The organism is Oricola cellulosilytica, assembly GCF_019966575.1.
Taxonomy (GTDB): domain Bacteria; phylum Pseudomonadota; class Alphaproteobacteria; order Rhizobiales; family Rhizobiaceae; genus Oricola; species Oricola cellulosilytica.
Genome location: NZ_JAINFK010000004.1, coordinates 62,812 through 80,707, shown reverse-complemented (window position 1 = coordinate 80,707; position 17,896 = coordinate 62,812). Strand labels below are relative to the sequence as shown.

Here is a 17,896-nt window from a genome sequence, read left to right as displayed (position 1 = left end):
CCGAACGCGGCCGGAGGAGCGGGATATGAAGATCTGCATTTTCGGCGCGGGCGCGATCGGCGGCTATGTCGGGGCAAAGCTTGCGCAGGCTGGTGCGGATGTGAGCCTGGTGGCGCGCGGTCCGCATCTTGTCGCGATGCGCGAAAAGGGGCTGACGCTGATTGAGGCAGACAAGGACCCCACAACGGTTCGCGTGCGCGCGAGCGACGACCCCGGCGAACTCGGACCGCAGGATTACGTGATCGTCACGCTCAAGGCTCACTCCGTACCGGGTGTGGTCCCGGCAATGCAACCGCTGATCGGTCCCGCGACCACGGTCGTCAGTGGCGTAAACGGCGTTCCCTGGTGGTATTTCCACAGGATCGGGGGCCCGCTCGAGGGCACGCGCCTCGAGAGCGTCGACCCCGGCAATGTGCAGTGGGAGGGGATCGGGCCGGACCGCGTCCTGGGGTGTGTGGTCTACCCGGCCGCCGAGGTGAGCGAGCCCGGAATCGTTCGTCATATCGAAGGCAACCGGTTTTCGCTGGGCGAGCCGGATGGCTCGAAATCCGACCGGGCAGTAGCCCTGTCGAACGCGCTTGCCGCAGCTGGCCTCAAGGCACCCGTCCGGCCTCGTCTGCGTGACGAGATATGGGTCAAACTTTGGGGTAACCTGTCGTTCAATCCGATTTCCGCGCTGACCCATGCCACACTGGACGTCCTGTGCACCGATCCCGGCACGCGGGCCGTCGCCCGGCAGATGATGGTCGAGGCCCAAGAGATTGCCGAGAAGCTCGGCGTCAAGTTCCCCATCGATGTCGACCGCCGTATTGACGGCGGAGCGGCCGTCGGCGCCCATCGCACGTCCATGCTGCAGGATCTGGAGGGTGGACGTCCGATGGAGATCGATGCGCTGGTTGGATCTGTACGTGAACTCGGCCGCATCACGTCAACGCCAACGCCGGCGATCGATATGGTCTTCGCGCTGATTGCACTGCGTGGAAGTGTTGCAGGGCTTTATTCCTGAGCCATGCTTTCCAGCTCAACCGTGCCGACAATCGAAGGCGTGGACACCGCCGACGTGGCTGCGTACGACACGGCACGCGTCATCGAGTTCGACGAAGTCGGCGTCCGCACCTCTTCGGAGCATACCCTTTGCGGCCCCGATTCCGATGGCCTCGGCCGGATAGCGGCTTGTCATGAGCAATGAGGTTTCGAAGGGGAGGCCAACCTCGTTTTCTAGAAACCGAACGGAAGCTGCCATGTCGATATCGGCACCGGCCAGCGTGCCGTCGTCGAGCGTCAGGCGTCCCATGCTGCGGTGGACCTTCCTGCCGTTGAGGATGAAGCCTTCCATATCGGTGCCAATTGTCGCCATGGCGTCCGTCACCAGAAAGATGCGACCAGGCGGTGCTTTCGCGCGCAGCGCGATGCGGATTACCGCCGGGTCCACGTGGAAACCGTCCGCGATCAGCCCGGCGGAAAGAGCGCTCTCGTCGAGCACTGCTCCGACGAGGCCAGGCTCGCGGTGTCCGAGCGGGCTCATGGCATTGAAGAGATGGGTAGCAAGGCCTGCGCCGGCGGCCACATAGGCGAGGGCGGTCTCCCGACTGCACTCTGTGTGTCCCAGGCTCACGCGCACGCCACCTGCCACGAGCCGGGCGACCTGATCCGGCGTCACGTTTTCAGGCGCGATGGTCACCAGGAGGACTGGCAACGCGGCACTCGCGTCCACGAGCCGCCGCAGGTCACTTTCCTCCATTGGGCGCACCAGATCCTCGCGGTGCGCGCCCCGGCGCGCCCACGACAGGTGCGGGCCTTCGAGATGCAGGCCGAGGAAGCCGGGAACCGATGCGCGGGCGGCGTCCACCGCAGCGCCGATCGCAGCTTCGGTGATCTGTGGCGTGTCAGTGATGAGGGTCGGGAGGAGCGCCGTCGTGCCGAAGCGCGCATGCGCTTGGCAAATGGTGCGAATGCCCTCCAGTGTCGGCTGTTCATTGAACAGGACACCGCCTCCCCCATTGACCTGCAGATCGACGAAGCCCGGCGCGAGAACACTGCCCTGCGCGTCTTCCATGCTCGTTCCGGCCGGCACATCGCCTCTTGTCACAACGCCGGCAGAATGCGCGCCGTCGATCAGCAGCACAGCGTCGTCGTGCCAGACATGCCCGTCGAATATGCGAGCGCAGCGTATCGCCCGGTCGGCCATCACCGGGTCTCCGTGACCTTGGCCAGCCGTGCGGGCCGGTCCGGATCGCGGCCGCGGTGGCGGGCCAGCGCCTCGATGAATGTGTAGCACGGGACGATCTGGATCAGGGCGTCGAGAAGAGGATGTCCCGCCGCCGGAACGGAGAGATGCGGAGCGCGCCCTTTTAGCGAGGTCGCCACGTGAACCGCGGCGCCCTCGTCGGCGAGGTTGTCCGCCACTTCACGGACCGATTTTGACGCCCGGTCGCATCCTGCAAGTGCCAGGACCGGAAAGCCGCGATCAACAAGCTCGACCGGGCCATGCAGGACTTCTGCCGACGAATAGGCCTCTGCATGCAGGCCACAGGTTTCCTTGAACTTCAGCGCGACCTCCGCGGCGACGGCCAGCGAAGGGCCGCGGCCTAGCACGTATAGCGAATTCGCATTCTCTAGGCCGTCCGCGACTTGCGACCAGTCGGCATTCAATGCTTCGGAAAGACGCTTGGGAAACGCCGCCAGCCCGTCGCCGAGCCCGTTCTCCGGTTCCATCGCGGCCAGCAACGCCAGTCCGGCAAGAACCGAGGAGACAAACGATTTGGTCGCGGCGACGCTGCGCTCCGGCCCCGCTGCGAGATCGATCGCGAAAGCCGAGACCTCCGCGAGGGGGGAGGGCATCGTGTTCACCAGCGCCACGGTGAGCCCGCCGCCATCGCGCGCGGCGCGCATCATCGCGACGATGTCCGGGCTCTGTCCGGACTGGGAAATGGCAAGCGCGACGGCGCGCCGGGTATGGGGGACCACGCCGTAAATGGACGCGAGGGACGGGCCCAGCGATGCGCATGGTAGGCCAAGCGTAATCTCGAAGGCGTATTTCAGAAACAGCGCCGCGTGGTCGGATGAGCCGCGCGCGATAGTGAGGAGCACCGCGGGATCGTGTTGGTGGAAGCTGTCGGCGATTTCGTCGATTGCCGCATGGGACGTGCTGAGCAGTCTTTCAGCCGCCTCGGGTATCTCCGCAATTTCCCGACTCATGAAGCTTGCGGTCATATCGGCGTATCTCCGGACTTCGGGGGATTGTCTCCGAGCCGCAATTCGGCAACAAAATCATAGGCGTCGCCGCGGTAGATGGAGCGGGTAAGCTCGATTGCGCGGCCCGACGAGAGATAGGAAATCCGCTCGATCTTCAACACCGCATCGCACCTGCCGATCTGGAGCAGTTCAGCGTCGGCCGGTTCGACGAGGGCGGCGGAAATCCGTTGCACGGCCTTTGAAGGTCGGGCGTTCAGCCGCTCCAGGGCTTCGTACAAGGACTGGTCAACCGCAGCGGGATCGGGGAGGACATCAGAAGCGATTGCCGCTCTCTCGATCGCGAGGGGAACCTCCGCGGCAAAGCGCAAACGCTCAAACCGGGCAACCCTGTCCTCAACAGACAGGCCAAGACTCATCATCTCGTCGGGCGACGGGGTGAACAGACCGCGGCCGAGCCAGACCGAACGCGTCGCAAGCCCCCGGCGCGCCATGTCCTCCGAAAAGGAGGTGAGGGTCGACAGCGACTGCTGTACCCTGGTCGGTGACGGTGCGACGAATGTGCCGGAGCCATGACGCCGGACGAGCGTACCCGCCCGCACCAGATCGTCAACGGCGCGCCGCACGGTCACCCGGCTCAGTCCCGACATCTCGGCGATGTCGCGTTCGGTGGGCAAAGCCTGGCCTTGTTCGAGCTTCCGGCTGGAAATAAGGTCGTCGAGGACTCTGCGCAGCCGGACGTAGAGAGGTCCGGCCCCCCGGGCTCGGATATTGCTTTCCGAAAACAACGTGGTGAAATCCATCGCGATCATTCTTTTTTCAGCGATGAAGAAAATACGCGCAAGCCGAGTTCGATCGCGCCCGACAAGGCGTCGCCTCGCGGTGTCTTCAGGATGCCGCGAAATTGGGCGTCAATACGCTGAGCGTAGAGCGGCGCGAGGCCGCCGAGCAGACATAGTGTTTCGCAGCCAGGCCAGGTAACTGCAGCGAGGGCGGCATCCACATGGGCAACCGCGCCTCGAACGAGGGCGGTCCCCACCATGTCGCCCCGCTCGGCATATTCGAACACGAGTGGCGCAAAACGAGCGAAGCCTACCGGCTTCTCGTCGATCGCGAATGCCACCAGCCGCGCTGGTTCGTCGTCGAACTGGCTCATAACGTGGCGGGTAAGCGGGGAGCGTGGCATGATACGGTCATAGGCCAGTAGCGTATCCTGCAGCAAAGCGCGGCCAAGGCGCGCTCCGCTCCCCAGGTCGCCGACGACGAAGCCCCATCCGCCGGCGCGCGAGAAGACATCACCATTGCGGCCCAGATAGACCGAGCCGGTGCCGAGCACCGCTATCACGCCGTCTGCATCTCCCAGCGCACCCTGTAGTGCGATGACGGCATCGTCTGAAAAGCGTGTCTGGCGGAACGGCAGGTGGGCCGCCAAATCTTCGGTGTGGGACGAAACATTGGCACCGGCCAATCCGAGGAAAGCCGGAATATTCTCCATTCGAAGATCTGCGCGGCCTGCATCTGCGAGCGCCCCCCGTGCCGCTTCGACGATGTTCTGCGCGGCGCCTGCCGGGTCGGTCGAAATGTTCGCCGGGCCGGTCGTTGCACGGCCCAGTATCGTGCCATCGGGACCGGCAAGCGCGGCACGGCAGTTGGTGCCCCCTCCGTCGAATGCAAGCATAAAGTCCATGACGCTCGGTCTCCTGCATCAACAATACCAAAGAAATACCATTTACCAAGTGAAATCTTCACGGAACTGCTCGATACCAATTTGTCGCCTATTGTGACGGAGAAAATATTGTTTCAAACCAATCGATTACCGCTCTCTCCCGTTTGGGCTGGACAAATGGTATTATTTTGGCATTAATTGTTAACAGGGAGGCGGAGATGCCACAGCAGACGGAAGCACGCAATCAGACCGACGCGCCGATCGATACGCTGAGCCCGGTACGCGCCGCCGAGGCTCTGGCGAGGGCGCAGCTCGATGCCGTGCGAACCGTCGTGCAGGCCGCGCCCGAAATCGCAGCGGCGGCGGAAGCGGCCGCCGGAGCTTTGACCCGCGGCAACCGCCTTTTTTACTGCGGAGCGGGGAGTTCCGGCCTGATGGCGCTTGCCGACGCCGTTGAACTGCCGGGCACGTACGGTATTGGGTCGGAACGGATCAAGATCGTCCTGGCCGGTGGTGCCGCAAGCCTTCCGGAGCTTCCGGGAGGCTACGAAGACGATTTCGATGCAGGCATGGCGGACCTGACCGACGCCGGAGTTTCGAAAGGCGACTGTGTCATCGCCGTCTCGGCAAGCGGCAAAACGCCTTACACGCTCGGGGCAGCGGAAAGGGCGCGTCGTGCCGGCGCCATCCTGGTTTCGATAGCGAACAATGACAGTGCTCCGCTGCTTGGAATGGGCGATGTAGCGATTTTGCTTGCGACACCGCCTGAACTCGTTGCCGGATCGACACGACTTGGCGCAGGCACCGCTCAAAAAATCGCACTTAACTCGATATCGACGCTCGTCGGCGTGCTGCTCGGACACGTACATGACGGCATGATGGTCAACCTGCGCGCCGACAACCTGAAACTGCGGGACCGGGCGGTGCGCACGGTGCGCACTGTCGCCAAGGTGGACGAGGCGGTTGCGAAAGAGGCGCTTGCAGTGTCGAATGGCGCGGTGAAGCAGGCCATTCTGGTTGCCGGTGGTGCTGAGAGCCTGGAGGAGGCGACTGCCAGACTTGAAAAAGCGGGGCAGAACCTGCGCCGCGCAATGCAATTGGAAAGCCGCTGATGCGGTTTTGCCAACAAACCGCTCCGGAAGGGGGCGAAATCAGGGAGACTGTCATGAATTCGAAACTTGCAAGGGGCCTTTTACTCTCGGCCGCGGTCTTGTCACTGGCGGGCGCCGCCCAGGCGCAGGACGTGACGCTGACGATCGAGAGTTGGCGCAATGACGACCTGTCCATCTGGCAGGACAAGATCATTCCCGCATTCGAGGCCGCCAATCCCGGAATTAAGGTCAACTTCGCGCCTTCGGCTCCGGCCGAGTACAATGCCGTGCTGAATTCCAAGCTCGAAGCAGGTTCAGCCGGCGATCTCATCACATGCCGCCCGTTCGACGCCTCGCTGGCGTTGTATGACAAGGGCTATCTGGCGTCGCTTGCCGAACTCGAGGGCATGAAGAACTTCTCCGACGTGGCGAAATCTGCATGGATCACCGACGATGGCGAGAACCCGTTCTGTGTTCCGATGGCCTCGGTAATTCATGGCTTCATCTACAACAAGGACGCCTTCGAGGAACTCGGCCTGTCGGTACCCGAGACCGAGGACGAGTTTTTCGCCGTGCTCGAGAAGATCAAGGAAGATGGTACCTACATTCCGATGGCCATGGGTACCAATGACCAATGGGAAGCCGCGACGATGGGCTACCAGAACATTGGTCCCAATTACTGGAAGGGCGAAGAGGGCCGGAAAGCCTTAATCTCCGGCGAACAGACGCTCACCGACGCGGCGTGGGTGGAGCCTTACAAGACGCTTGCGCGGTGGAAGGACTATTTGGGTGACGGCTTCGAAGCGCAAACCTATCCGGACAGCCAGAACCTGTTCACGCTCGGACGTGCCGCCATCTATCCGGCAGGATCCTGGGAGATTTCCGGATTCAACACCCAGGCCGATTTCGAAATGGGCGCCTTTCCGCCGCCCGTGAAGGAAGCGGGAGACACATGCTACATTTCGGACCACACCGATATCGCGATCGGCATGAACGCCAATACCGAGCACCCCGAGGAGGCGAAAACGTTCCTCAATTGGGTCGCTTCGCCGGAGTTCGCCTCGCTTTACGCCAACGCTCTCCCTGGCTTCTTCCCGTTGTCCGAGGAACCGGTGGAATTGGAAGATCCATTGGCACAGGAGTTCATCTCATGGCGCGAGAAGTGTGAGTCGACGATCCGTTCGACCTATCAAATCCTGTCGCGCGGTACGCCAAATCTCGAGAACGAGACATGGAACGCCTCGGCCAATGTCATAAGGGGAAGCGAAACGCCTGAAGACGCGGCCAAACGTCTGCAGGACGGTTTGACGAGCTGGTACGAGCCGCAGAAGAACTGACCGTTGCGAAGCCGGCCCGATCTCGATGGTCGGGCCGGCGGTTGCGCACCCCGCTGATCGCAATGCGCCGGGTCCGCGGGGGCAGACGAAACCGCGACCGAAATCTAGAGGCTTGAATGACCGTTTCTTCACCCCGCATGCCAGTCCGCTGGCATATCGGCGTTTTTCTCGCACCTGCCGTGCTGGTCTACACCGCAATTATGGTGTTGCCCCTGTTCGGTACGCTGCAACTTTCGTTCTTTCGGGTCGTCGACGGGCGTGACGTATTTGTTGGGCTGGACAATTTCCGCACCTTGCTCGGCGATCCGCGATGGTCGGCTTCGTTCTGGAACGCGCTCGGCAACAATTTCTGGTTTTTTCTCATCCATATGGCGGTTCAAAACCCGATTGGAATTCTCCTGGCGGCCCTGTTGTCCAATCCGCGGCTGCGAATGCGCGCATTCTACCGAACAGCCATTTTTGTGCCCACCATCCTGTCCTTCGTCATCGTCGGGTTTGGCTGGAAGCTAATCCTCTCACCGATCTGGGGCGTCGCGCCGAGCATTCTCGATGCGGTCGGTCTGAAATCGTTGTTCGCACCTTGGCTTGGCAAGGAGGAATACGCACTGACGACGCTCGGACTGATCTCGGTGTGGCAGTTCGTCGGGATTCCGATGATGCTGATCTACGCGGCGCTTCTCTCCATTCCCGACGAGATACTGGAGGCGGCGGAGTGCGACGGAATCACCGGCATGTCGCAATTCTGGAAGATCAAGCTGCCGCTCATCCTGCCGTCGATCGGGATCATCTCGATCCTGACTTTCGTCGGCAACTTCAATGCGTTCGACCTGATTTATGCAGCGCAGGGCGCGCTCGCCGGACCGAACTACGCTACCGATATTCTCGGGACCTTCCTCTATCGCACATTTTTCGGCTTCCAGCTCCAGATCGGCGATCCGAATATGGGTTCGGCGATCGCTTCGATCATGTTCCTGATCATTCTCATGGGTGTGTGTATCTACCTATTCGGTATCCAGACGCGGCTTCGCCGCTATCAGTTCTGAGGGCGCGGCGATGACGCCAAGACCGGCAACAAATTCTTTCGGCCGCGCGCTTGCCTCGCATGCCATTCTGATCGCCTACACGGTGATCGCGCTGTTTCCGGTTCTCGTAATCGTCGTCAACTCCTTCAAGCAGCGAAACGCCATATTCCGCTCGCCGCTTTCGCTGCCGAATTCCGAGACGTTTTCCCTCGTCGGCTATGAGACCGTCATGGCTCAGGGAGATTTCCTGCATTATTTCCAGAACAGCCTGGTCGTCACGGTCGCTTCACTTTTCTTCGTGTTGCTGTTCGGCGCCATGGCAGCCTTTGCGCTGTCCGAGTACCGCTTCCGCGGCAATTCGCTCATGGGGCTGTACCTCGCGCTCGGGATCATGATTCCGATCCGCCTCGGGACGGTGGCGATCCTGCAGCTGATGGTCGCCGGCGGCCTCGTGAACACGTTGACCGCCCTCATTCTCGTCTATACGGCGCAGGGCCTGCCGCTCGCCGTCTTCATTCTCTCGGAGTTCATGAAGCAGGTGTCGGATGATCTGAAGAATGCCGGGCGGATCGACGGACTGTCGGAATACACGATCTTCTTTCGTCTTGTCCTGCCGCTGGTGCGGCCGGCGATGGCGACGGTGGCGGTTTTCACCATGATCCCGATCTGGAACGACCTCTGGTTTCCGCTGATCCTCGCGCCGGCCGAGGAGACCAAGACCGTGACGCTGGGCGCGCAGGTCTTCATCGGCCAGTTCGTGACCAACTGGAACGCGGTCCTTTCCGCGTTGTCGCTGGCTATTCTTCCGGTGCTGGTTCTCTACATCATCTTCTCGCGCCAGTTGATCGCCGGAATCACCGCGGGAGCCGTCAAATGAACGCAGCAAAGCCTGTAAGCGTGCTGGTTGCCGGTCTCGGAAACATGGGCCTCAGCCACGCCAAGGCCTACGCCGCCAATCCGGGATTCGAGATCGCCGGTCTGGTTAACCGCTCGCAGGCGACGCTGCCTGCGGAACTTGCCGGCCACGAAGTCCTGCCGTCATTCGAGGATGCGTTGGCGGAGCTGAAACCCGGTCTCTGCTCGATCAACACCTATTCCGACAGCCATGCCAGGTTCGCAATCGAGGCGATGGAAGCTGGGGCTCACGTGTTCGTTGAAAAGCCGCTCGCGACAACCGTCGCCGATGCCGAACGCGTGGTTGCCTGCGCCCGGGCCAATGGCCGAAAGCTCATCGTCGGCTACATATTGCGGCATCACCCGTCGTGGATACGGCTCATCGCCGAGGCGCGATCGCTCGGCGGACCATACGTCTTTCGAATGAACCTCAACCAGCAGTCGAGCGGGCCGACATGGGAAACGCACCGCCGGCTGATGGACACGACGCCGCCCATCGTGGACTGCGGCGTCCACTATGTCGACGTGATGTGTCAGATCACCGATGCTGCACCGGTTGAGGTGCGGGGCATGGGCCTTCGGCTGACGACGGACATCGCGCCCGACATGTACAACTACGGCCACTTCCAGGTGCTGTTCGACGACGGTTCGGTCGGCTGGTACGAGGCCGGTTGGGGACCGATGATGTCGGAGACCGCGTTTTTCGTGAAAGACGTGATTTCGCCAAACGGGTGCGTCTCGATCGTAATGGACGAAAACGCGAAGTCTGACGACATCGATACCCACACCAAGACGTCGGTCCTGCGGGTGCACCGCGCGGAAACGGATTCGGATGGGCATTTTGCGAACGCCGACAAGAACCTGTCGATGAAGGATGAACCGGGGCACTATGAGCTTTGCGCCCGTGAACAGGCTTACGTGCTCAAGGCAATCCGCGAGGACCTCGACCTCGACCGCCATATGCGCGACGCGGTCCAGTCCCTGCGGATCTGTCTTGCCGCAGACGAAAGCGTGCGCTCCGGCGCTGCCGTGACACTTTAGGAGGGGAAAACTCAGTGGGTTCGCTCGAACTGCGAAATGTGCGCAAATCCTTCGGGTCGGTGGACGTGCTGCGCGGCATCAATCTCGAAGTTGCCGATGGAGAGTTTGTCGTTTTCGTCGGTCCTTCGGGATGCGGGAAGTCGACTCTTTTGCGGATCATCGCCGGGCTGGAGCATGCCACCGAGGGAAGCCTCATCATCGGGGGGCGTGATGTTTCCGCGGTGCCGCCGGCAAAACGCGGTATCGCCATGGTCTTCCAGACCTACGCGCTCTATCCACACCTCAATGTGCGCGACAATATGGGTCTGGGGCTGAAACAGGCTGGAATGCCCAAGGCCGACATAGCCGCTCGCGTCAAAACCGCTGCCGCCATGTTGTCGCTCGATGCGCTGCTCGAACGGCGTCCGGCTGAACTTTCCGGGGGGCAGCGCCAACGTGTCGCCATCGGCCGGGCGATCGTGCGCGAACCGGACCTCTTTCTGTTCGACGAACCATTGTCCAACCTTGACGCAGCGCTGCGCGTACAGACCCGGCTGGAAATCGCGCGCCTCCACGACGAGATCGGCACTACGATGGTGTACGTGACCCATGACCAGGTCGAGGCGATGACGCTTGCTGATCGCATCGTTGTCCTGCATGGCGGCGTCATCCAGCAGGTCGGATCGCCGATGGAGCTTTACAACGACCCGGCAAACATCTTCGTCGCTGGCTTCATCGGTTCGCCAAAGATGAACTTCATCGAGGGAAGCGTGGTCGGAAGAGACGGAGTGCATACGCTCGGCGTCCGGCCGGAACACATTACACTCGACAGCGAGGGCGGGGACATCGAAGGCCGCGTGACGCATGTCGAGCATTTGGGTGCCGATACCAATATCTATCTCGACTGCGCCGCGGTGGGTCTGCTTGTGGTAAGAGGTTTCGGCGAACAACTGGTGGAGCCGGGGAGCCGTCAGTACGCACGTTTCGACACCGAGCGCACATTCGCCTTTTCCGCGGACGGAAGCCGGGCAGGGGTCTGAATTCGGGCGTTTCCCACTGCTCAAACGACATCGTAACGCACGAAGGCGAACCGTCTACCATCGGGAGACCAGGAGGGAACATTGATCGTGCCCTGTCCGCCGAAGAGCTTGGTCAAAAGCTGTGACGTTCCGCCGTCGGCGGGCATCATCCGCAGTTCGACATGCCTGTTGGCCGGGTGCCCACGTGTCCCGTTTTCGTAGGCGAGATATACGACCGATTTCCCGTTCGGGGAGGGGTGCGGGAACCAGTTGACCCGCTCATCGTCGGTCATGCGCTCCAGGTCCGTGCCGTCCGGGCGAATGCGCCAAAGCTGGACCGATCCGTCCGTTTCGCCATTGAACCAGATCCACTCGCCATCCGGCGTGTAATCCGGCCCGTCACAATGATCGAAATCGCGGGTTACGCGGGTTTCAGAACCGCTATCTGCCGGACAGGTGAAGATCTGGAAGGTCTTTTCGCGCCTCGCCGTATAGGCAAGGTCGCGTCCGTCGGGCGACCAGCCGTGCCAATAGGACGGAACCTTTTCGGTAATGCGCCTCGGCTCGCCGCCCGTGAAGGGCAGCGTGTAGATGCAACTTTCTTCGGTGCGGGTGGAGTCACTGATGACGAGCATCGTACCATCCGGCGAAATGCCGTGATCGTTATTGAGCCTGCACGCGAACCCGGTGTCGATTTCCTGCAGCGAAGGCGATGCGAGAGGCAGGCTGAAAAGCCGGCCGCCACCATTGACGATCAGCGCGGTCCCGTCGCGCGTCCAATTCGGCGCCTCAAGGTGCAGGTCAACCGCGAGCACAGTTTGGCTGGTCCCGGTTTCCAGATCGAACGTTGCGACGATGCTTTTCAACGTGGTCCCCGGTCCGGGATTGGGCGATCGTTGCCGTCGGCTACGGGTTCATTTGCGCCGACCGGGCGATCAGGTCGATTCCCATCTGATCGAAGAGATCAAGATAATCGAGGAAAACCCAGTTCTCCATGATCTTTCCGCCGGCGCAGCGGTAGAAGTCCATCACCCGAAGCGTCAGCGCCTTGCCGGACGCGGGAGCACCGAGATAGTCGCCCTGATGCGTCATCGTCATGGAGGGCCAGCCGGAAATCGCGGCGAAGTTTCCGTCACCGATCCGGCAATAATGGTTTCCGCCCTTGCGGTCCGGAAAGGCGCTCAGAAAAGCTTCGCGATGATCCTTGACGAAACCCTCCCAACGGAAATTCGAGCCGATGCCCGCCGGTCCGTACCAGAGCATGTCCTCGTCCCAGTAGCCGTCGTCCCCGGTCTGTGCCGATGAACTGAAGGTCGACGGGTCGAATGTGTGAAGGTCGGCCAGCATTCTCTCGATGATATCGAGAGAGGCTTCGCCGTTCTGCCTGTCGTCCGGGAGCACCCCGTCATGGCTGGCGGGTCCCGGAAAGAGCATTTCCGTACCAAGCATCTCAGGGAGAGGGAACCGGCGTGCCTGACGCATCAGGTCGAGGAAATCGACGATCAGCTTCGCCTCAACTATCTTGCCGCCCTCGAGCCGATAGAACTCGCCGGATCGCAGGAAAGCCAGCCGGTCACTCGGCGCGATGCCGAAAAGCGCGTCGGCGTGGTTGCCGACATAATGGGTGATCGAGGCCACCCAGTCTCCGCCATAGGAGCGGCGGTTCGCCCCCCCGATGAACAGTTCGTCGCGGCGGTGGACATGATGCAGGGCGCGCCGGAAGGGAAGGATGAACTCTTCAAGGACAGCATCGATTCCGTGGAGCCTGCCAACGGGAAAAGCCACATCCCAAAAGGTTTCTGGCGAAAGGGTCTTCCGGGCAAAGGCGGAAAGGTCAGATTCCGGAACGCGGAGTAGGGCGTTCAGGAAGTCGTGCGCGACAGCGCGATAGTCAGTCATGAGGGGAGAGTCCCGTGATTTGGGTACGTATGCAAAAATAACTTGCCAAAATCCTGCTTGTGAGTCTACTGTTTTGCATTCGTATGCAAAATGATGTTTGCGACCGCTTTCCGGGGGGGGCGAATGGCTGAAATCCAACTGCGCGGCGTATCCAAGCGATGGGGGAATTTCGTCGGCGTCGACAATTTCGATCTGACGATTGCCGATCGCGAGTTTCTCGTTCTTCTCGGACCGTCCGGGTGCGGGAAGACCACGACCATGCGGATGGTGGCGGGGCTCGAGGAGGCGACCGAGGGCGAGATCGTCATCGGCGGGAAGGTCGTCAATGATCTCGACCCAAAGGATCGCGATATCGCGATGGTGTTCCAGTCCTACGGGCTCTACCCGAACATGAATGTCTACGACAACATCCGCTTTCCGCTGAAAGTCCGCAAGGTGCCGGAAGGCGAGCACGACGACCGTGTTCGGCGGGCGTCGGCGATGGTCGAGCTTGACGAGTTCCTGCATCGCAAGCCCGCCGAACTGTCGGGCGGACAGAGGCAGCGAGTCGCCCTTGCACGCGCGATCGTCCGGCAGCCGCAGGTGTTCCTTATGGACGAGCCTTTGTCCAACCTGGATGCGAAGCTTCGGGTGTCCACCCGCGCACAAATCAAGAATCTCAGCCACGAACTCAAAGTGACGACGATCTATGTCACGCATGACCAGATCGAGGCGATGACGCTTGCGGACAGGGTGGTCGTGATGTCGCAAGGCGTCGTGCAGCAGGTCGGCACGCCAACCGATATCTACGACAGGCCCGCCAACACGTTCGTAGCCGGGTTCATCGGCAGTCCGGCCATGAATCTGATGGAAGGCACGCTGCAGGGCGGCGTCTTCACTGCGAACAATGCCCAAATCGGCGGACTTCAGGGGTCGGACGGCCCGGTCACGCTCGGATTTCGCGCCGAGGATGCGGCCGTCGGCGAGGGCGGCGGCGAGATCAACGCGAAGGTCTACACCATGGAACTGCTTGGCGACGCGACGATGATCACGGTGCGCGCCGGCGGCGCGCTGGTCAGCGTCAAGGCTCACAAGGAATACCGTGCCGAGATCGGCCAGGAGATATCGATCTCCGTACCGGCACAGATTTGCCACCTGTTTGACAGTCGGACAGGGGCGCGAACGGGAGGGATGTAGGTCTCTTCGTCAACCGCCCGGCACACGGGCAAGCCGGCGTGGATGTGTGTTTCGAAGGCACATCGCGCCAAACCACCAGGGAGAAGCAGATGAAACTCAAGACACTCGCGATCGGCGTTGCCCTCTCGCTCATGAGCTCAGGCGCGTATGCCGCCTGCTCATTTGAAAACACCACACCCATCAAATCGCTTTCGGCTGGCTTTGAGGCCTGGAAATCCGTGACCGACGCGATGGCGGAGTGCGGGAATTTCGAAGCCGAACTGGACCAGGAATTCCGTACCAAGCAGCCAAGTGCGCTGGCGGCGAATCCCGCGCTCTATCAAATCGGGGGCGTTTCCAACGGCACCGTAACGCCGTTGCTGAATGAGGGGCTGATTCGACCGCTGGACGACCTGATCGCAGAGCACGGGCAGGGGCTCAGCGAAAACCAGATGATCAAGATCGACGGTAAGACGATGGCCGTCGCGATGATGGTGAACACGCAGCACCTGATGTACCGAAAGGACATTTTCGACGAGGTCGGGATCGAAGTTCCGAAGACCTGGGACGAGGTGATCGCAGCCGCGCAGAAAATAGAAGAAGCAGGCGTTGTCGAGTATCCATTGGGCGCGACGATGAAATCCGGATGGAACCTGGCTCAGGATTTCAACAACATGTTCCTCGGCTATGGCGGCAGCTTCGTGAATGACGACAGTACTCCGAACGTCAATTCCGAAGTTGGCGTCAAGGCGCTGGAGACCATGAAGAAACTGACGCAGTTCATGGATCCGGAATATCTCGTTTCGGACTCGACCTACGTCCAACAGCAATTCCAGCAGGGCAAGATCGCAATGGCGAACCTTTGGGCGAGCCGGGCGGGCGCAATGGACGACGAGAGCGAAAGCCAGGTCGTTGGTAAGGTCCATGCGGCCGCCGCGCCTCTTGCAATGGAGGGCGGAGCGCCTGCCACTACCCTGTGGTGGGACGGCATGGTGATTGCCAAGAACATTACCGACGAGGAAGCGGAAGCAGCGATGAAACTCATCGTCGAAGGTTTGGATACCGAAATGGTGAAGGCGAACAACGACGACGCGATCTGGCTGATTCCGGGCTATGAGCCCAGCCGTCTCGCCGAAGGCGCGATCGCAACGGTCAATGCGAGCCCCGCGCCTGCATCCTACCCGTCGACCTCGCAGATGGGGCTGATGCACACGGCGCTCGGCAATGAACTCCCGGCGTTTTTCACCGGAGAACGCGACGCAAAGGCGACGCTGGAGGCAGTCGAGGCGGCCTATGTGACAGCCGCCAAGGAAGCGGGCGTCCTGGAATAGTCGCACCCGGCGGGGCGGCCTGACCGCTGCCCCGTCATCACCCCCATTTTGCAGATCCGCTGAGAAAGGCCGAGCGCCATGAAGTTCAGAACTTTCGCTGCCTTCGTCGGGCCGTCGATCTTTCTGATGGTTCTGTTCATCGCGGCTCCGCTCGTCACCGTCTTCCTGCAGAGCTTTCAGTTGAACCAACCGATCGTCGAGCGGGTCGAGGTCGAGACCTGCACTCCCGGATTTCCGGCCCAGAAATGCGTGACGGAAGTGAAGACGCAACCGCTTCTCGACGAAAACGGCAATGTGCGCACGACATCCACATGGGTCGGCTTCGAAAGCTACGCCAATGTGCTTCAGCTCGACCGCGTGGCAGAGGCGATCTCGGACGGCCGTCCAGGCCGCATTCTGACCATCGACTTCTGGAAAGCGTTACGGTTCACACTGACTTTCACCCTGGTGACCCTTCCGCTGGTGATCGGCGTCGGGCTCGCCATTGCGTTGGCTGTCAACAATCTCACCAGGGCGTTGCGTGGCCAGATCATCTTCGTGTCGCTTCTGCCTTTCATCATCACCCCGGTCATCGGGGCGCTGTCGATCCGCTGGCTGTTCATCGGCGACGGTATTCTGACCTCGCTTCTGGAGAGTTGGCTCGATCGCGACATCTCGATGTTCGCACAGGGCTGGACGATCGAAGCGATGATGCTGTTCTACCGGGTCTGGCACGTCGCGCCGTTCGCCTTCGTTGTCTTTTATGCGGGCCTCCAAACCGTCAATCAGGATACGCTCGAAAGCGCAATCATCGATGGCGCGTCCCGGTGGGAGCGCCTCAGATACGTGATCATCCCCCACCTGATGCCGCTGATTGTGTTCATCGCGCTGATCCATCTGATGGACGCCTATCGCGCATTCGAGGAAGTCGTCGGCTTCTCCTCGCAGGCGCATCGCATCACGCTGCAGTGGCTGACCTACGATTACCTGACGCCTGACGACAGCGGCAACCGCTCGATCAGCCGGGCGTCCGCTTCGGCCATGCTGACCATGGTTGGCATCGTCATCCTGCTCATTCCGTTGTTGCGCCGGAGTTGGCGCGATCACAGGGGAGGGTGATTTCGATGGTCACGCCCAAAGCCCTCCGTCAGCCGATGAGCCTGCGCTTCGGTTCCGCGGCCTTTCTTGCGGCCTGGTGTTTCATCGCGGCGTTTCCGATCTTCTGGATCGCGGTGATGAGCTTCAAGACGCCGGTCGACGCCTTCGCCGCAAATCCGCTCGACGTGGTCTTCGGACCGGAAACGCGCGCCCGCGGAAATGGCTTGTCCGTCATCGACATCCTCGCGGGACTGGCGATGCTGTTCCTGGCGGCGCGCCTCGCCATGCGTTGGCTGCCGAGGATGGTGGCGAGATACAGCCCGCCCGGCTTGAGCGTCGTCGGCTGGATCATCGGCTCGCTCGCGTTCGGGATCGGCTTCATCGTTGTCTTTTTCGTCATCCTGCCGCCAATCCTCGATGTTGTGAACGGCATGACGGGGCCGTTGGGAGCGCCCGTCATCGGGCTCACGGCCGAGCACTACGAGGCGGTCTGGGTCGAGAACGACTTCTGGCGAAACTTCGTCAATTCGCTGATCGTCACCACCGGCGTCGTCACCGTATCGCTCACGGTCGGTACGCTCGCAGGCTACGGTCTGGCCCGGTCGGGGAGCACGCTTGCGTTCTGGATTCTGATCGTCGCGCTGATTTTCCGCGCGCTTCCGCATTCGGTGCTGGTCGCCGGCTATCTTCCGGTGTTCATCAATTCGGCGGAGATGCTTCGCCCGATCCTCGGCGAAAACGCGCCGACGCTGTACGGCCAGCCGCTCGCGGTGATTGCGGTGCTGGTGTCGATCAACCAGCCGTTCACCATCTGGATGCTGCGGTCGTTCTTCCAGAACATTCCGGCTGAACTGGACGAGGCGGCGCGCGTCGACGGATGCACCCACTTCCAGGCGTTCCGCTGGGTCATCATGCCCGTCATGTGGCCGGGTGTGATCACCACCGGGCTGTTCTCCTTCCTGCTCGCCTATAACGACTTTCTGGTCACGTCGCTTCTGCTTGATGCCCAGAACCAGACGATGGTTCCGGCGATCGCGGGCTACTTCAATCGCGAGACGACAACGACAGACCAGGTCGAGGCGGTGGCCGCGGCGGTTTCGATCACCGCACCGCTGTTCCTGCTGGTGATGGTCTTCCAACGGCAAATTGTCTCGGGCCTGACGGCCGGAGCGGTGAAGGGATGAAGGAATGAA

At 61.4% G+C, this 17,896-nt stretch carries 17 protein-coding genes; 11 read left to right on the top strand and 6 right to left on the bottom strand.

Annotated features, from left to right (window positions below):
- The first annotated feature begins 25 nt into the window (after positions 1 to 25).
- Positions 26 to 1,006, top strand: coding sequence for a 2-dehydropantoate 2-reductase (locus tag LC298_RS10390; protein WP_131566772.1), 981 nt, complete (start codon positions 26 to 28; stop codon positions 1,004 to 1,006).
- 15 nt (positions 1,007 to 1,021) lie between these two features.
- Here LC298_RS10390 and nagA read toward each other — a convergent pair whose 3' ends face one another.
- The 4 genes from nagA to LC298_RS10370 are packed head-to-tail and all read right to left on the bottom strand — an operon-like array spanning position 1,022 to position 4,879.
- Complete coding sequence (gene nagA / locus LC298_RS10385) at positions 1,022 to 2,191, bottom strand: N-acetylglucosamine-6-phosphate deacetylase (protein ID WP_428977534.1); 1,170 nt, start codon at positions 2,189 to 2,191, stop codon at positions 1,022 to 1,024.
- The gene (locus LC298_RS10380) at positions 2,188 to 3,213 is read right to left on the bottom strand and encodes an SIS domain-containing protein (RefSeq protein ID WP_131566765.1); all 1,026 of its coding nucleotides are present in this window, start codon (positions 3,211 to 3,213) and stop codon (positions 2,188 to 2,190) included. Before LC298_RS10380 ends, nagA begins: the two co-directional genes overlap by 4 nt.
- Complete coding sequence (locus tag LC298_RS10375; protein WP_131567629.1) at positions 3,210 to 3,995, bottom strand: GntR family transcriptional regulator; 786 nt, start codon at positions 3,993 to 3,995, stop codon at positions 3,210 to 3,212. Before LC298_RS10375 ends, LC298_RS10380 begins: the two co-directional genes overlap by 4 nt.
- Positions 3,996 to 4,000: 5 nt before the next feature.
- Positions 4,001 to 4,879: a glucosamine kinase nucleotide-binding domain-containing protein gene (locus LC298_RS10370; RefSeq protein ID WP_131566762.1), complete on the bottom strand. Its 879-nt coding sequence runs from the start codon at positions 4,877 to 4,879 to the stop codon at positions 4,001 to 4,003.
- A 197-nt stretch (positions 4,880 to 5,076) separates the two neighbouring features.
- Between LC298_RS10370 and LC298_RS10365 the strand changes: the two genes are divergently transcribed.
- From LC298_RS10365 to LC298_RS10340, 6 genes are all read left to right on the top strand, one after another.
- Positions 5,077 to 5,970: an N-acetylmuramic acid 6-phosphate etherase gene (locus LC298_RS10365; protein ID WP_131566759.1), complete on the top strand. Its 894-nt coding sequence runs from the start codon at positions 5,077 to 5,079 to the stop codon at positions 5,968 to 5,970.
- 53 nt (positions 5,971 to 6,023) lie between these two features.
- The gene (locus LC298_RS10360; RefSeq protein ID WP_131566756.1) at positions 6,024 to 7,286 is read left to right on the top strand and encodes an ABC transporter substrate-binding protein; all 1,263 of its coding nucleotides are present in this window, start codon (positions 6,024 to 6,026) and stop codon (positions 7,284 to 7,286) included.
- Between the two features lie 116 nt (positions 7,287 to 7,402).
- Entirely contained in the window at positions 7,403 to 8,329 is a 927-nt protein-coding gene (locus LC298_RS10355; protein WP_131566753.1) for a carbohydrate ABC transporter permease, read from the top strand.
- Positions 8,330 to 8,339: 10 nt separating this feature from the next.
- Positions 8,340 to 9,185: a carbohydrate ABC transporter permease gene (locus tag LC298_RS10350; RefSeq protein WP_131566750.1), complete on the top strand. Its 846-nt coding sequence runs from the start codon at positions 8,340 to 8,342 to the stop codon at positions 9,183 to 9,185.
- A complete protein-coding gene (locus LC298_RS10345; protein ID WP_131566747.1) occupies positions 9,182 to 10,243 on the top strand; it encodes a Gfo/Idh/MocA family protein in 1,062 nt (353 codons plus the stop codon). Before LC298_RS10350 ends, LC298_RS10345 begins: the two co-directional genes overlap by 4 nt.
- 14 nt (positions 10,244 to 10,257) lie before the next feature.
- The gene (locus LC298_RS10340) at positions 10,258 to 11,262 is read left to right on the top strand and encodes an ABC transporter ATP-binding protein (RefSeq protein ID WP_131566744.1); all 1,005 of its coding nucleotides are present in this window, start codon (positions 10,258 to 10,260) and stop codon (positions 11,260 to 11,262) included.
- A 20-nt stretch (positions 11,263 to 11,282) separates the two neighbouring features.
- Here LC298_RS10340 and LC298_RS10335 read toward each other — a convergent pair whose 3' ends face one another.
- Together LC298_RS10335 and LC298_RS10330 are read right to left on the bottom strand one after the other, a co-directional pair.
- Positions 11,283 to 12,107 carry a TolB family protein gene (locus LC298_RS10335; RefSeq protein ID WP_131566742.1) on the bottom strand — a complete coding sequence of 275 codons (825 nt, stop codon included), beginning with the start codon at positions 12,105 to 12,107 and terminating at the stop codon, positions 11,283 to 11,285.
- A gap of 40 nt (positions 12,108 to 12,147) precedes the next feature.
- Complete coding sequence (locus LC298_RS10330) at positions 12,148 to 13,140, bottom strand: nuclear transport factor 2 family protein (RefSeq protein WP_131566740.1); 993 nt, start codon at positions 13,138 to 13,140, stop codon at positions 12,148 to 12,150.
- Positions 13,141 to 13,263: 123 nt separating this feature from the next.
- Here LC298_RS10330 and LC298_RS10325 point away from each other — a divergent pair, with 123 nt between their 5' ends.
- The 4 genes from LC298_RS10325 (at position 13,264) to LC298_RS10310 (ending at position 17,887) form a co-directional block, all read left to right on the top strand.
- Positions 13,264 to 14,316 (top strand): ABC transporter ATP-binding protein, encoded by a 1,053-nt coding sequence (locus LC298_RS10325; RefSeq protein ID WP_131566737.1) that lies wholly within the window; start codon positions 13,264 to 13,266, stop codon positions 14,314 to 14,316.
- An 89-nt stretch (positions 14,317 to 14,405) separates the two neighbouring features.
- Positions 14,406 to 15,626 (top strand): ABC transporter substrate-binding protein, encoded by a 1,221-nt coding sequence (locus tag LC298_RS10320; RefSeq protein ID WP_131566734.1) that lies wholly within the window; start codon positions 14,406 to 14,408, stop codon positions 15,624 to 15,626.
- Positions 15,627 to 15,704: 78 nt separating this feature from the next.
- Complete coding sequence (locus tag LC298_RS10315; RefSeq protein ID WP_131566731.1) at positions 15,705 to 16,724, top strand: carbohydrate ABC transporter permease; 1,020 nt, start codon at positions 15,705 to 15,707, stop codon at positions 16,722 to 16,724.
- Between the two features lie 5 nt (positions 16,725 to 16,729).
- Positions 16,730 to 17,887, top strand: coding sequence for a carbohydrate ABC transporter permease (locus tag LC298_RS10310; RefSeq protein ID WP_131566728.1), 1,158 nt, complete (start codon positions 16,730 to 16,732; stop codon positions 17,885 to 17,887).
- Positions 17,888 to 17,896: the final 9 nt, after the last annotated feature.